Raw genomic sequence first — 13357 nt, 5'->3', positions numbered from 1 at the left:
GCAGTCAAAACGGAAAAGAAACATGACGGGCACGGACAATCAGGCAGCAGGCAATCGGATGACGGGAGCGGAGATCGTCCTTCAGGCGCTGAAGGACAACGGCGTCGAGCATATCTTCGGCTATCCGGGTGGCGCAGTGCTGCCGATCTACGACGAGATCTTCCAGCAGGACGATATCAAGCACATTCTCGTCCGCCACGAGCAGGGCGCCGGCCATGCGGCCGAAGGCTACGCCCGCTCCACCGGCAAGGTCGGTGTCATGCTCGTTACCTCCGGTCCAGGTGCGACGAATGCCGTCACGCCGCTGCAGGACGCATTGATGGACTCGATCCCGCTCGTCTGCCTGACCGGCCAGGTTCCGACTTCGCTGATCGGCTCGGATGCCTTCCAGGAGTGCGATACGGTGGGCATCACGCGCCCCTGCACCAAGCACAACTGGCTGGTCAAGGATGTCAATGATCTGGCCGCGATCATCCACGAGGCCTTCCGTATCGCGCAGTCCGGCCGTCCGGGTCCTGTTGTCGTCGATATTCCGAAGGACGTGCAGTTTGCGACCGGCACCTATACGCCGCCGTCAGCCCATGCGATCCAGAAGAGCTACCAGCCGAAGGTTCAGGGCGATCTTCACCAGATCCAGGCGGCCGTTGAACTGATGGCGAGCGCAAAGCGCCCGGTCATCTATAGCGGCGGCGGCGTTGTCAATTCCGGCCCCGAGGCCACCAAGCTGCTGCGCGAGCTGGTCGAGCTGACGGATTTCCCGATCACCTCGACGCTCATGGGCCTCGGCGCCTATCCGGCGTCAGGCAAGAACTGGTTGAAGATGCTCGGCATGCACGGCTCCTACGAGGCGAACATGGCGATGCATGACTGCGACGTCATGGTCTGCATCGGCGCCCGCTTCGACGACCGCATCACCGGCCGCATCAATGCCTTCTCGCCGAACTCGAAGAAGATCCATATCGACATCGACCCGTCCTCGATCAACAAGAACGTTCGCGTCGATCTCGGTATTCGCGGCGATGTTGGAAGCGTTCTGGAAGATATGGTCCGCCTGTGGCGGGCGCTGCCGAAGAAGCCGGAGAAGAGCCAGACCGCCGATTGGTGGGCCGATATCGCCCGCTGGCGCGCGCGCAACTCCTTCGCCTATACCAAGAGCAACGACGTCATCATGCCGCAATATGCGCTGGAGCGCCTCTATGCGCTGACCAAGGATCGCGACACCTACATCACGACCGAAGTCGGCCAGCACCAGATGTGGGCCGCGCAATTCTACGGCTTCGAGAAGCCGAACCGCTGGATGACCTCGGGCGGCCTGGGTACCATGGGCTACGGCCTGCCGGCAGCGCTCGGCGTGCAGATCGCGCATCCCGAAAGCCTCGTCATCGACATCGCCGGCGATGCCTCGATCCAGATGTGCATTCAGGAAATGTCGACGGCGATCCAGTACGAAGCGCCGATCAAGATCTTCATCATGAACAACCAGTACATGGGCATGGTTCGCCAGTGGCAGCAACTGCTGCATGGCAACCGTCTGTCCAACTCCTATACGGAGGCAATGCCTGACTTCGTCAAGCTCGCCGAAGCCTATGGTGCCGTTGGTCTGCGTTGCGACAAGCCTGATGATCTGGACGGCGCAATCCAGGAAATGATCGACGTGAAGAAGCCGGTCATTTTCGATTGCCGCGTCGCCAATCTCGCCAACTGCTTCCCGATGATCCCCTCAGGCAAGGCTCACAACGAGATGCTGCTGCCGGATGAAGCCACGGACGAGGCGGTCGCCAATGCGATCGACGCCAAGGGCCGGCAGCTCGTTTGATATCAAGGTAGAGGAAACCCCACGATCATGAACGCACATCTTCAGCCGACGGGCTCTGCCTACTTCATCTCGCCAGAGACGGCGGCGGCCGAGAGCCATACGCTTTCGGTCCTCGTTGACAACGAGCCGGGCGTCCTTGCCCGCGTCATCGGCCTGTTCTCCGGCCGCGGCTACAACATCGAGAGCCTGACCGTCTCCGAGACAGAGCATCAGGCGCATCTGTCGCGAATTACCATCGTGACGCGTGGTACGCCGCATGTCCTCGAACAAATCAAGGCGCAGCTTGAGCGCATCGTTCCGGTTCATCGGGTGGTTGATCTGACGGTACGCGCCCGCGAACTCGGTCAGGAACGTCCGATCGAGCGTGAAGTGGCGCTTGTCAAGGTCGTCGGCACTGGCGAGACCCGCGCCGAGACGCTTCGGCTCGCCGACGCCTTCCATGCGAAGGTCGTCGATGCGACGGTCGATCACTTCATCCTGGAGATCACGGGCAAGTCCTCGAAGATCGACCAGTTCGTGTCGATCATGAAGCCACTCGGCCTCATCGAGGTCTGCCGTACCGGCATTGCCGCGATGAACCGTGGCCAGCAGGGCATGTAAGTCTCCAGGCAGTGACACTTTAGGCCGCTGGGGATCAGACCGTCTCCAGCGGCCTTTTTCTTGCCGGAGGCGGGAAGGCGGCGTCCAGCACGGCCCAATCTCCATCGGTAATGTCGAGCGAGACGGCGTCCCGGTTTTCGGCGGCGCGAGTTGCGCTCGACGTCTTCGGGATGACGATCACACCGTCGCGTTCCAGCAGGAAAGCAAGCGCCACTTGCGCTGGCGTCGCCTGATAGGCCTTGGCGATGCGGATCAGCTCCGGATGATGCAGGATGCGTCCCTGCTCAATCGGCGAATAGGCCATGATCGGGATCCGACGTTTCTGACACCAGGGTAGCAGATCGTATTCAACGCCACGCCGCGACAGGTTGTAGAGAACCTGGTTGGCGGCGACATTGCGTCCCCCGGGGACCGTCAGCAGTTCCTCCATGTCAACAGTATCGAAGTTGGAAACGCCCCAGGCGCCGATCTTGCCGGATGCCTTCAGTGCTTCGAAGGCCTCGACGGTGTCAGCGAGCGGGTGATCGCCGCGCCAATGCAGCAGGTAGAGGTTGAGGTGGTCGGCGCCGAGGCGCGATAGGCTGCCTTCGCAGGCTTCGATCGTCCCCTTCCGGCTGGCGTTCCAGGGGTAGACCTTGCTGACGAGAAAGACCTCATCCCGTCGTCCTCGGATCGCTTCGCCTACAATCTTCTCCGCTCCACCTTCTGCATACATTTCCGCAGTATCGATCAACGTCATGCCGAGATCGAGGCCCGCGCGCAGGCTTTCTATTTCCCGCTTCGCCTCGGTGGAATTCTCGCCCATGTTCCAGGTGCCCTGGCCGAGGGCGGGGACCTCTGCACCATTCGGAAAGCTGATGGTTGGGATCGCGTCATCTCGCATGGTCATCATTCCGGCTTTCGAACGAGATTGTATGGCCCCGCAATCTTTCACCAATCCTGTCACCATGACAATGATTGCGTGGAATGGCGGATTTAGGTCAGTTATATTGACCTAAATCAATTGAGCTCGCCCAAGCAATCGCGGGCCTCTGGGAGGTCTCATGCCGCTGGATACATTCCTGGCACTCGTCCTGTTTGCCTTTACCACGTCGATAACACCCGGCCCCAACAACATGATGCTCTTCGCATCGGGCGTGAATTTCGGCTTCCGCCGCACCGTTCCGCATATGTTGGGCATCGGGGCGGGATTCTTCTCGCTGCTGATCGGCGTCGGGTTCGGACTGGGCGCGCTGCTTCATACGGCGCCAGTTGTTTACGCGGCGCTGAAGTTTGCTGGTGGGGCCTACCTTGCCTGGATCGCCTGGAAGATCGCGACATCGCGTACTCTCGGTGAAGGCAAAAGCGGCGCGAAGCCGATGTCGTTCCTGTCGGCGGCGGCCTTCCAATGGGTCAATCCGAAGGCATGGGTCATGGCGGTGACCGCAATGGCGACCTACACCATCCCCGACATCTACCTGGCGAGTGTCCTGATCGTCGGAGGCGCCTTCGCGCTGGTCAATGTGCCGAGCGTGTCGACCTGGGCCGGGTTTGGCTCTGCACTACGCGATTGGTTGTCGGATCCTGCACGGCTCAAATGGTTCAACATCACCATGGCCGTGTTGTTGGTCCTCAGCCTCTGGCCGATGCTAAAATAGCGCGATCGTCGGTTTGTTGACCATCAGCCACAGGACGCCGACAACTGCGAAAAATGCCGGAAATCCAAAAGCAAACCAGATGCGATAGAGCCGGAAATAGTCGGTGGGCAACTCCGTGCGTGACATGGCGGCCGCGCGGGCGAGGTTTCGCATACGAATCTGGATACCGACGACCGGCAACCAGAAAAGACCGGTAAAAACGTAGAGCAGCAGCGAGAGGGCGATCCAGCCCTCTGTCAGTTCCCAGCCGATCTGTCTCGCCAGCATATAGCCTGTTACCGGCTGGAAAATTGCAGCCGTCGCCGTAAACAACGTATCAGCGATGACGACGGTCCCTGCGACATGAGCGATCAGCTTCGGATCCCGTGTCCTGTGGGCGAGCACCATGAAGAAAGCGATCCCGGCGCCCGTGCCGAACAGGACTGTCGCGCCGATCACGTGTGCCAGCAGCAGCAATTGTTCGAGCATCATCTCTCATCCACGATCGCGAGGGCGGTCAATGTCAGCACCAGCGACGGCAGCACTTTCACCAAGGGGCCAAGCGGGTCGAGCCACAGAGAGGGTTCGATGATTGTGGCACCGGCTAGATAACTCAGCGAGACCAATATCATGCCCTGCATAGCTCTCCGGGCGAATGGTCGTACGAGGACGGCCGCACCGAGCATCACATCGATCAGGCAGGTGAATACGGTAAGCGACGTGGCCGAGCCTTCCCGCAGCAGGGGGTGGAAATGCGTGGCGACACGTTGAATGTCGAGGAGAGGCAGAACGCCCGACAGCAGCCAGAAGCTCGACAGTGTCGCAATCATCAGCGGTTTCAGGAGATAGAGCCTGGCAAACCAAAGATCCTGAACCCCGGCCGGGTTCGTGCGCAGCGTGTCCTGCGCCGACGCGGCCGCGATGCCTAGGTTACTGCCGGCGTTTGGCTGAACGCCTTCCGCCATGACGGCCATGGCGGTGGAACGCAAGGGTGATCGCCATCCAAGGTGACCGGCGGCATCCGCAAGCCGGGTGACAGGTCGGGCAACGATCTCAGGCAGGGAAACCACGTCTGCATGCGGCAAACCCAGCCATTGCCGGTGGAGGGTAACGAGTTTGGCGAGCGTCAATTGCTCAGTCGATGCAAGATCCGCGTCAGTGCACGATCCGAACTGTCCCATGACAGCGTTGCTTACGGCCGCCGCAACGTCGTCAAGCGCGACTGTCGCAACCGGACTTGTTGCATGGACCAAGGGGATGCCGAAGGGCAGGGCCGCGAGCGCGCGCAGCAGGGCCGAACCGCCATGGCTATTGCGGCCGAGGACGAGGGCAGGGCGCAGGATTACGCAAGGCAGGCCACTTGCCGCGAGCGCTTCGTCAGCGTGACGTTTCGTCGCCAGGAATGGCAGGTCGGCAGCGGCGCCATTCGTTCGTGCTGATATCTGCACTATGAGAGGGCGCGTTTCTTGTGCAGCCGCAAATAGCGCTTGCATCGCCTTGGATTGCGTCGCCGCCAGGTCGTCGCAGAGACCGTCCTGCAGGGCGCCAGCGCAATTGACGACCGCGCCATAGCCTCCAATGACCGCACTCCAGTCTTCGGCGTGCAGCATTTTTGACAGATCGGCTGCGATCCATTTGATATCAGGGAATTTTAGATGAGCACGCGACGGATTGCGGCCGAGGCCAGTCACACTATGCCCGTCAGCCAGCAGGCGGGATGCTACCGCCGAGCCGATAAAGCCTGTCGCGCCGAGAATCAGGATGTTCATGACACCGAACTTAACCGAAAAGTTGCATCTGGAAGAGGTCTTGGCGTGACACGCGCGAGAGCCTAAAGATACCCTCAGATTGGCCGAGGATTATTTCGTGCACCACGACGATCACCAGCATGACCATGATCACGATAACCGCTACACCGACATGCAGGCGCGAGTGAGGGCGCTGGAGACGGTCCTGACGGAGAAGGGGCTGATCGATCCGGCGGCGATCGACGCGATCGTGGAGGCCTACGAGACCAAGGTCGGTCCGCGCAATGGCGCGCGCGTCGTCGCCAGAGCCTGGAGCGAGCCCACTTTTGCGGACTGGCTGCGGCGCGATGCGACGGCTGCGATCGCGAGCCTCGGCTATACGGGCCGTCAGGGGGAACACATGCGCGCTGTGTTCAACACTGAGGATACGCACAATCTCGTCGTCTGCACGCTTTGCTCCTGTTACCCCTGGTCGGTGCTCGGCCTGCCGCCGGTCTGGTACAAGGCACCGGCCTATCGCTCGCGTGCGGTTATCGACCCGCGCGGCGTGCTGGCCGAATTCGGCGTGACACTGCCTGACTGCAAGAAGATCCGCGTCTGGGATTCGACGGCAGAGCTGCGATATCTCGTCATTCCTGAGCGGCCGGAAGGCACAGATGGGTGGAGCGAGGACCAGCTTGCCGATCTGGTCAGCCGTGACGCGATGATCGGAACGGGTGTTGCGACTGTGCCGGGAGATGCGTCATGAACGGTCCGCACGATCTTGGCGGTCTGATGGGGTTTGGCCCCGTCGCACCCGAAAAGGACGAGCCGTATTTCCATGCGGAGTGGGAGAAGCGTGCGCTCGGTCTTACGCTTTCCAGCGGTGCGCTTGGCGCCTGGAATATCGATGAGAGCCGGCATGCGCGCGAGAACATTCCGCCGGCGAATTATCTTGGCGCGAGCTATTATGAGATCTGGACGCGGGCGCTGGAGGTCCTCCTGCAGCGCCACGGCTTCGTGACAGCTGACGAGATCGATGCCGGCCACAAGCAAACGGACGGAGCTGCGCCCAAGCGTGTCCTGAAGGCCGACATGGTGGCGGGTGTGCTCGCCAAGGGCGGTCCTTGCGACCGACCTGTCACGACGCCACCCCGCTTTGCAGCCGGGGACAGGGTTCGAACCATAAATTTCAATCCGACGACACACACGCGGCTGCCCCGCTACGCTCGTTCAAAAGCCGGCGTCGTCGAGGCCGTTCAGGGCTCCTTCGTCTTTCCTGACGACAATGCGCATGGAAAGGGCGAAAATCCGCAATGGGTCTATACGGTCGTGTTCGATGGCAGCGAGATCTGGGGCGAGGGTGCCGACCCGACGCTCAGCGTTTCGATCGATGCGTGGGAGAGCTATCTTGAGTCAGTGTGAGACGCGTTCACCGCTCGCGCAATCGCCGCAACTGCCGAAGTCGTCCGATGGCGAGCCGGTTTTTCCGGAGCCTTGGGCTGCGGAAGCCTTCGCCATGACCGTGCACCTGCACGAGCGAGGCCTGTTCACCTGGAGCGAATGGGCAGAGACCCTGTCTCGGGAGTTGCACGAGCCCGGCCGCGCCGAAGACGGCGGTGACTATTTCGATTGCTGGGTGGCGGCCCTTTCGGCGATTCTCGTCAAACATGGCGTCGCTGATGCCGACATCATCCTCGATCTGCAGAAAAGCTGGCAGCGGGCGGCAGAGGCGACGCCGCACGGTAAGCCGATCGAGCTTGCCAACGATCCGCTGCGCTGACACTCAGGACGGAAACTGCCTGTAGCATTCCTCCGCCACTTTTCTCAGTACATCGCGTGAGACCTCGCCGGTCACGGCGTAGCCGAGTTCGCCGTCGATCCAATAGAAGGTTTCGACATTGCCGGACGAGGCGAACCGGAAACTGGTCGATCCGTTATTCGCGTTGCGGCCGACCAGGACCGTCAGCCGTTCGCCGGCCTGATCCTCGTACATGAACATCGCGCCCGGCCTGCCGTCGACGGGCAACAGGCGCCCCCCGACCAGCTTGAAGCCGAGCTCCTGCAGGTTCGGAACCCGAAGGTTCTGAATGGCGAGCCGCTTGCCGAGCCAGGTCGCCAAGTGGGCTTCCTCGTCGGCAAAGACCTCGACGGGATGGCGGACTTCACCGGCGTAAATCAGGAAGGCGTTACGGGCTTCGTTGGGAAGTGTTTCGAGTTCCGTCAGTTGCAAATCCGGCTTTTCAAACAGCGTCGAGCCGTAATGGCCGCTCACCGCGCCAAGACCGAAAACCGCTATGACCACGGCCGCCGCCGCCAGGCGCTTCGGCCAGTTTGCAGGTTGTCTGCTGCCGGTGACAAGCGCTGCGTCACCGTCCGCGGATCTTTCATAAGGTGCAAAGAGCGATCGGATTTCGGCATTTTGCGTGGACCATTCCGCCACCTTGGCGGCATCATCCGGATTGTCATTGAGCCATGCCTCGATGCGCGCGCGTGCCTGCTCGGGAAGCCGTCCGTCGGTATAGGCATGAAGATCCGCTTCGGTCACGGTCTGGTTGATCTCGTTCATTTCGGTCTCCGAAGCGTAATGACATTGTCAGCCTTCATGCGCTCTCCTATCCGTTGGCGTGCGCGTGACAGGCGCGACATAACCGTGCCGATCGGGATGTCGAGGGCGGTGGCGACCTCCTGATAGGTATAGCCTTCGACGACGACCAGCATCAGCACCGAACGACTTTCCTCCGAAAGGCTGTTCAGCGCGTCCTCCAGCCGCGAATGCTTCAGTGGATCGGGGGGCGGATCCATCGACACGATGTCCTCAGAGCTGTCGAGCTCCACGAACGGCGCGCGACCCGTCTGGCGGCGGCCATTGCGATAAAGGTTCGTCATGATCGTCAGCACCCAGCCGCGCAGATTCAAACCCCGCCATTGTCCGCGACGAGCTAGCACCTTCTCGACGCAATCCTGCAGCAAATCCTCCCCATCCGCGTCGGAGCGGGTGAGGCTGCGAGAGTAGCGTCTCAACGAAGGAAGGAGGGCCAGGATCTGGCCCTCGAAGCTATCTTGCCCTGGTGTCTTCAAATCGGTTCGCTCACGGCTTGACGAGATCCCAGTTGCCGCCGACGCCGTCACCGGTGATATCGCCCATCTTCTTGTCCTTGACCCAGAAATAGAGCGGCATGCCGTCCTTGGCCCACTGCTTGGTGCCGTCCTTTCGTTCGACAATCGAGTATGCCCCCTCTGGCTTCGCGCCGCTAGCGGCCTTCAGCGGCGGCCAATTCTTGGCGCAATCGTCGTAGCAATTGGAAACGCCCATCTTGTCCTTCTTGAAGGTGTAAAGAGTCATGCCGTTGTCGCCGGCAAGAACGTCGCCCTTGCTGGATTTTACGGCCTTGACCGGCGGGGCCGCAAAAGCGGACGTCGCGGCGGCGGATGCAATGGCCAAGGCGATCAGGATCTTTACGGATTTCATGGGCTCTCCTCACGTGTTGGGCACGCTTGATTGCGTTGCCGGACATGAGACACCTTCGACGGCGGTTTTATTCCCTTGCGATCCGCTGTTCGTCCAGATTTTTCGGGGTTGCCTATGTCAGGCGAATCCTGCCAAGTCGACTCACGATGCAATTTGCTCCGCAACAAGATGAAGCCCTCAAGGCCGTTTCCCAATGGCTGAAGGAAGGGCGGACACCGCTTTTCCGCCTGTTTGGCTATGCCGGTACGGGGAAGACGACGCTTGCGCGCCATTTCGCCGAGCATGTGGACGGCGATGTGCTGTTTGCCGCTTTTACGGGAAAGGCGGCACAGGTGTTGCGATCGCGCGGTGCCAGCAATGCCAAGACGATCCACTCGCTGATCTATCGTCCGCGTGGAGAAGAAGCAGTCGAGGATGAGGAGACGGGGAAGACTTCCATCGCTCCGATGTTCACGATCAACCGTCAAAGCCCTGTTGCGAAGGCAGCGCTGATCATCGTCGACGAATGCTCAATGGTGGACGAAGCGCTTGGCAGAGACCTAATGAGCTTCGGCACGCCGATCCTCGTTTTGGGGGATCCCGGCCAGTTGCCGCCTGTCTCCGGCGGCGGTTATTTTACCAATCAGGAGCCGGACTATCTGCTGACCGACATTCACCGGCAGGCGCGAGACAATCCGATCATCAAGCTCGCCATGCAGGTTCGCGAAGGCAACGAGATCATGCATGGCGATTACGGCGCCGCGCAGGTGATTTCGAAGAACGAAGTGAACCAGTCGCTGGTTCTCGATGCCGATCAGGTGCTCGTCGGCACCAATCGAACGCGACGCCGGTACAATCAGCGCCTTCGCGAATTGAAGGGCTTTACGGCCGAGTATCCGCAAACGGGGGACAAACTCGTCTGCCTGCGCAACGATCCGGCAAAGGGTTTGCTCAACGGTTCGCTCTGGCAGGTAATGACGTCGTCCAAGGAGACGACTAAGCCGGGTATAAACCTGTTGATCCGACCTGAAGACGACGACATGGATCGCGGCGCGGCGAAGATCAAACTGCTGAAGCAGGCTTTCGAGGATGTCGAAGGCGAGATCCCTTGGAACACGCGCAAGCGCTACGACGAGTTCGATTACGGCTATGCGCTGACGGTTCACAAAGCGCAGGGTTCGCAGTGGAACAATGTCGTTCTGTTCGACGAAAGCTGGGCCTTCCGCGATACGCGCGAGCGCTGGCTCTACACCGCGATTACGCGCGCAGCAGAGACGCTGACGATCGTACGTTAGGCCATTTGCCTAGGCGTCAGACCTGGACGACACCGAGCATGACCGCCTTGGCTATCGCTTGAAAGCGATTGTTGGCGTGAAATTTCTGGATAATGCCGGCTTCAAGTGATTGTGCAGCGTCATCTCGAAGGTCGAGCGTGCGCGCAATGCGTTGGGTCGAAAGCCCCGCCGCCATCAGCGCCAGGCACCGTAGCTCCTGATCCGTGAGGGTTGATCCGCTCTGATTGTCGTTGAGCGGCGGATCCTCGGTTGCTTCGCGATCGAGAAGGTCGCTGACCTGCTGCATCTGCCGATGCAATGTGGACATTTCCGCGCTGAGTTCGCGTTTACGGGTCACCAGCGCATCGCGAAATAAAGCCTCGGCGGCCTCCTGAGAGTCGGCCTCCACGAGGTCAGTCATCAGGTCCTGGATCACAGCCACCGCCATACCGGCCTCGCGGCAAGCGTTGATGACCGCCATGCGCATAACGTCGCCCGGCTCATAGACGCGCATAAGGCCGATTCGACTCGCCGAAATCAGCCCTTTTTCCTCGTAGAAATGGAGGGTTCGATGGGTGACACCGAAGGCATTGGCCATGTCGGCGATCGCTACTCTTCCGCGGGGCAAGTCGGCGGGGAGGGCCGCTGAAGGGAGGAAACGGTGCCGTGGTCGCGCTTTTGTCGCTAGGTCTGGCGTGAACCCGTGCTTGTAACCTTCTGCCATGGTCCCTCCCATTGCGCTCATGGTGCGTCTGCAAATTGCAAAAGGGTGTGGTTGAGTGGGGTTCCCTCTTATCGTTTCCGGTTCGGGCATCGAAGCACCTGGCGGCGTTCGCTTCGATATCATGGGCACACGTTACTCGTGATCGACGTAATTTGTTAGTATCAAAATTAGTGACTTTTAATTTGCAGCGCAATCTGGCTGGGACGTTGTCTTTGGCGATGGGGGTTCTCGTGAAAAATCAACGTTGCAGAAACGCTTTGCTCGCTTAGAGCGCGAAGATCGAACCAGTTGTACTTCAGGCGTCGCGCCGATGGGTGAACCAGGCGCTTCATCACAGATTCACATGCATTCATGTACGAATCTCGTTGGCCCGTACCGATCCATTGGCTTAGAAACGATCATCTTTTTGCTTCAGTGGAATCCTGTCATGCCGACCACGCTTTCCGTCAATCTCAATGCCATCGCGATGCTGCGCAACCGCCGAGACCTTCCGTGGCCGAGTGTCGAGGGGCTAGGGTGGATCGCCCTGCAATCCGGCGCGAGCGGATTGACTGTTCATCCACGGCCCGACCAAAGGCACATCCGTTTCTCGGACCTGCCCGTCATCCGAAACCTGATCGACGACGAATTCCCGAACGCCGAATTCAATATCGAGGGCTACCCGACCGATGAGTTCCTGGACCTCTGCGCTGGCGTGGCACCCGAACAGGTCACGCTGGTTCCGGACGATCCCTCGCAGGCAACCTCCGATCATGGCTGGGACTTCCGCAAGCACCGCGACTTCCTGACAGACGTCATTGCGCGGCTGAAGAAGATGGGTACGCGAGTATCACTGTTCGCCGACGGCGACGGCGACGCCGAGGCTGTCGCGATCGCCAAGGCGGTCGGCGCTGACCGGATCGAGCTTTATACAGGACCCTATGGCGGCTGCTATGACGCGCCCGAACGGGCAGAGCCAATCCTGGAGGCGCTCGGCAAGACGGCGGATGCGGCACTGGCGATCGGCTTGGGCGTCAATGCGGGACACGATCTGACAGTGGCTAATTTGCCGCCGCTCGTAAGGCGCATTCCGAAGCTCGCCGAGGTATCGATTGGACACGGATTGACGGCGGACGCACTCGAATTCGGCATGGCGGAAACGGTGCGACGGTTCTGCCGGGCGTGCGGCCAAGATATCTAAGACGGCAATAGCTGGAAGCCCGCTCCGGTGGTGCGAAGCGGGCTTCCTGGACCAACTCAGGCAATAAGAGCGGTCTTGTGTGCGACGAAGAAGTCCTTGAGCGTTTCGGGCTTCTTGCCGGTCAGCGTTTCATAATCGGCTGTTACCAGATCAAAGTTGCCGGCGCGGATGTTGGCGTCGGCAGAAACCAGCATGTCTGCGACGAAGTCGGGTAGGCCGGCGCCGCGCATGCCCTGGCCGAGTTGTTCGTCCGTGACACTGACGGCCTTCAACGGCTTTCCAACCGCATCGGCCAGGACGGCGGCGATCTGGCCGGCGCTCAGGGATTCGGCTCCCGTCAGCGTATAGGTCGCGCTCTGTTTGGCGCCCGAGGCGAGGGACGCTGCGATCGCCCGCGCGCAGTCTTCGCGAGAGATGTTCGAAACCTTGCCGTCGCCGCTGCCCGTGTACCAGCTTCCGGACTGGAGATTGTGCGGCATGCCGTGGAGATAGTTGTCCATGTACCAGGCATTGCGAACGATGGTGTAAGGGATGCCCGTCGCCTTGATGGCGTTTTCGGTGCCGAGGTGGTCCGGTGCGAAAGTCACCAGCGATTTGTCTGGTGATGGCATCGACGTGTAGGCGATGTGCTTGACGCCCGCCTTGATGGCTGCATCCACCGCCGACTTGTGCTGCTTGAGCCTCTGACCGGGGACTGTAAGCGCGTCGGTGCTGATGATCAGCAACCGATCGACGCCCGTGAAGGCAGATTCTAGCGAGGCGGTGTCATCGAAATCCGCCTTGCGGGTGACGACACCCTTGGCGGCGAGGTCTGCGAGCTTGGCGGGATCGCGCGTCGCGGCGATGATCTTTGCGGCAGGAACCTTTTCGGTCTCGAGCAGGTGATGAATGACCCGCTGGCCGAGCTGGCCGGCGGCGCCAGTGATGAGAATGGTCTCGCTCATGTCTTTCCTCTAGGTTCGTGAAGGT

16 protein-coding genes are annotated in these 13357 nt (G+C 60.6%); 8 read left to right on the top strand and 8 right to left on the bottom strand.

Annotated elements, in window-relative coordinates; genetic code table 11:
- Positions 1-22 precede the first annotated feature (22 nt).
- Both NBG89_RS09495 and ilvN read left to right on the top strand, forming a co-directional pair.
- A complete protein-coding gene (locus NBG89_RS09495) occupies positions 23-1816 on the top strand; it encodes an acetolactate synthase 3 large subunit (RefSeq protein ID WP_431322596.1) in 1794 nt (597 codons plus the stop codon).
- A gap of 27 nt (positions 1817-1843) precedes the next feature.
- A complete protein-coding gene (gene ilvN, locus NBG89_RS09490; protein WP_016554457.1) occupies positions 1844-2416 on the top strand; it encodes an acetolactate synthase small subunit in 573 nt (190 codons plus the stop codon).
- Between the two features lie 34 nt (positions 2417-2450).
- Here ilvN and NBG89_RS09485 read toward each other — a convergent pair whose 3' ends face one another.
- Positions 2451-3299 carry an aldo/keto reductase gene (locus tag NBG89_RS09485; RefSeq protein ID WP_431322652.1) on the bottom strand — a complete coding sequence of 283 codons (849 nt, stop codon included), beginning with the start codon at positions 3297-3299 and terminating at the stop codon, positions 2451-2453.
- 160 nt (positions 3300-3459) lie between these two features.
- On the opposite strand from NBG89_RS09485, the gene NBG89_RS09480 reads away from it, so the two are divergent.
- On the top strand, positions 3460-4053 hold the full coding sequence (locus NBG89_RS09480; RefSeq protein WP_431322595.1) for a LysE family translocator: 594 nt from the start codon (positions 3460-3462) through the stop codon (positions 4051-4053).
- Here NBG89_RS09480 and NBG89_RS09475 read toward each other — a convergent pair.
- Entirely contained in the window at positions 4045-4521 is a 477-nt protein-coding gene (locus tag NBG89_RS09475) for a DUF2269 family protein (protein ID WP_431322651.1), read from the bottom strand. The genes NBG89_RS09480 and NBG89_RS09475 overlap by 9 nt on opposite strands.
- Positions 4521-5801, bottom strand: coding sequence for an SDR family oxidoreductase (locus tag NBG89_RS09470; protein WP_431322594.1), 1281 nt, complete (start codon positions 5799-5801; stop codon positions 4521-4523). The genes NBG89_RS09475 and NBG89_RS09470 overlap by 1 nt, the downstream gene beginning before the upstream one ends.
- A 151-nt stretch (positions 5802-5952) precedes the next feature.
- Between NBG89_RS09470 and nthA the strand changes: the two genes are divergently transcribed.
- From nthA to NBG89_RS09455, 3 genes are read left to right on the top strand one after another with little or no spacing between them, the layout of a single operon-like run.
- On the top strand, positions 5953-6528 hold the full coding sequence (nthA, locus tag NBG89_RS09465; RefSeq protein ID WP_431322650.1) for a nitrile hydratase subunit alpha: 576 nt from the start codon (positions 5953-5955) through the stop codon (positions 6526-6528).
- The gene (gene nthB / locus NBG89_RS09460) at positions 6525-7184 is read left to right on the top strand and encodes a nitrile hydratase subunit beta (protein ID WP_431322593.1); all 660 of its coding nucleotides are present in this window, start codon (positions 6525-6527) and stop codon (positions 7182-7184) included. The genes nthA and nthB overlap by 4 nt, the downstream gene beginning before the upstream one ends.
- On the top strand, positions 7171-7542 hold the full coding sequence (locus NBG89_RS09455) for a nitrile hydratase accessory protein (RefSeq protein ID WP_088692016.1): 372 nt from the start codon (positions 7171-7173) through the stop codon (positions 7540-7542). The genes nthB and NBG89_RS09455 overlap by 14 nt, the downstream gene beginning before the upstream one ends.
- Before the next feature lie 3 nt (positions 7543-7545).
- On the opposite strand, the gene NBG89_RS09450 is transcribed toward NBG89_RS09455, so the two are convergent.
- Genes NBG89_RS09450 through NBG89_RS09440 form a run of 3 tightly spaced genes read right to left on the bottom strand, consistent with a single transcriptional unit; the run spans position 7546 to position 9231 of the window.
- Positions 7546-8328, bottom strand: coding sequence for an anti-sigma factor family protein (locus NBG89_RS09450; protein ID WP_431322592.1), 783 nt, complete (start codon positions 8326-8328; stop codon positions 7546-7548).
- Positions 8325-8840: an RNA polymerase sigma factor gene (locus NBG89_RS09445; RefSeq protein ID WP_431322591.1), complete on the bottom strand. Its 516-nt coding sequence runs from the start codon at positions 8838-8840 to the stop codon at positions 8325-8327. Before NBG89_RS09445 ends, NBG89_RS09450 begins: the two co-directional genes overlap by 4 nt.
- 10 nt (positions 8841-8850) lie before the next feature.
- On the bottom strand, positions 8851-9231 hold the full coding sequence (locus NBG89_RS09440; RefSeq protein ID WP_431322590.1) for a COG4315 family predicted lipoprotein: 381 nt from the start codon (positions 9229-9231) through the stop codon (positions 8851-8853).
- A 146-nt stretch (positions 9232-9377) separates the two neighbouring features.
- Here NBG89_RS09440 and NBG89_RS09435 point away from each other — a divergent pair, with 146 nt between their 5' ends.
- Positions 9378-10505: an ATP-dependent DNA helicase gene (locus NBG89_RS09435; RefSeq protein ID WP_431322589.1), complete on the top strand. Its 1128-nt coding sequence runs from the start codon at positions 9378-9380 to the stop codon at positions 10503-10505.
- Positions 10506-10521: 16 nt separating this feature from the next.
- Here the strand turns inward: NBG89_RS09435 and NBG89_RS09430 are convergent, their stop codons facing one another.
- Positions 10522-11208, bottom strand: coding sequence for a MerR family transcriptional regulator (locus tag NBG89_RS09430; RefSeq protein ID WP_431322649.1), 687 nt, complete (start codon positions 11206-11208; stop codon positions 10522-10524).
- 427 nt (positions 11209-11635) lie between these two features.
- Here NBG89_RS09430 and NBG89_RS09425 point away from each other — a divergent pair, with 427 nt between their 5' ends.
- Positions 11636-12388, top strand: coding sequence for a pyridoxine 5'-phosphate synthase (locus NBG89_RS09425; RefSeq protein WP_431322588.1), 753 nt, complete (start codon positions 11636-11638; stop codon positions 12386-12388).
- A gap of 56 nt (positions 12389-12444) precedes the next feature.
- Here the strand turns inward: NBG89_RS09425 and NBG89_RS09420 are convergent, their stop codons facing one another.
- Positions 12445-13332, bottom strand: coding sequence for an SDR family oxidoreductase (locus NBG89_RS09420; RefSeq protein WP_431322587.1), 888 nt, complete (start codon positions 13330-13332; stop codon positions 12445-12447).
- Positions 13333-13357: the final 25 nt, after the last annotated feature.

The organism is Rhizobium sp. YTU87027 (assembly GCF_050644135.1).
In the GTDB taxonomy this organism is placed as follows: Bacteria; Pseudomonadota; Alphaproteobacteria; order Rhizobiales; family Rhizobiaceae; genus Rhizobium.
This window is presented reverse-complemented; position numbering and strand designations above follow the sequence as displayed.

What these genes read in the sequence shown, in the direction of transcription:
- NBG89_RS09425 (WP_431322588.1), top strand. Translation starts at nt 11,636, where the DNA reads ATGCCGACCACGCTTTCCGTCAATCTCAATGCCATCGCGATGCTGCGC.
- NBG89_RS09435 (WP_431322589.1), top strand. Translation starts at nt 9,378, where the DNA reads ATGCAATTTGCTCCGCAACAAGATGAAGCCCTCAAGGCCGTTTCCCAA.
- ilvN (WP_016554457.1), top strand. Translation starts at nt 1,844, where the DNA reads ATGAACGCACATCTTCAGCCGACGGGCTCTGCCTACTTCATCTCGCCA.
- nthB (WP_431322593.1), top strand. Translation starts at nt 6,525, where the DNA reads ATGAACGGTCCGCACGATCTTGGCGGTCTGATGGGGTTTGGCCCCGTC.
- NBG89_RS09495 (WP_431322596.1), top strand. Translation starts at nt 23, where the DNA reads ATGACGGGCACGGACAATCAGGCAGCAGGCAATCGGATGACGGGAGCG.
- nthA (WP_431322650.1), top strand. Translation starts at nt 5,953, where the DNA reads ATGCAGGCGCGAGTGAGGGCGCTGGAGACGGTCCTGACGGAGAAGGGG.
- NBG89_RS09420 (WP_431322587.1), bottom strand. Translation starts at nt 13,332, where the DNA reads ATGAGCGAGACCATTCTCATCACTGGCGCCGCCGGCCAGCTCGGCCAG.
- NBG89_RS09475 (WP_431322651.1), bottom strand. Translation starts at nt 4,521, where the DNA reads ATGCTCGAACAATTGCTGCTGCTGGCACACGTGATCGGCGCGACAGTC.
- NBG89_RS09485 (WP_431322652.1), bottom strand. Translation starts at nt 3,299, where the DNA reads ATGCGAGATGACGCGATCCCAACCATCAGCTTTCCGAATGGTGCAGAG.
- NBG89_RS09430 (WP_431322649.1), bottom strand. Translation starts at nt 11,208, where the DNA reads ATGGCAGAAGGTTACAAGCACGGGTTCACGCCAGACCTAGCGACAAAA.
- NBG89_RS09450 (WP_431322592.1), bottom strand. Translation starts at nt 8,328, where the DNA reads ATGAACGAGATCAACCAGACCGTGACCGAAGCGGATCTTCATGCCTAT.
- NBG89_RS09440 (WP_431322590.1), bottom strand. Translation starts at nt 9,231, where the DNA reads ATGAAATCCGTAAAGATCCTGATCGCCTTGGCCATTGCATCCGCCGCC.
- NBG89_RS09470 (WP_431322594.1), bottom strand. Translation starts at nt 5,801, where the DNA reads ATGAACATCCTGATTCTCGGCGCGACAGGCTTTATCGGCTCGGCGGTA.
- NBG89_RS09480 (WP_431322595.1), top strand. Translation starts at nt 3,460, where the DNA reads ATGCCGCTGGATACATTCCTGGCACTCGTCCTGTTTGCCTTTACCACG.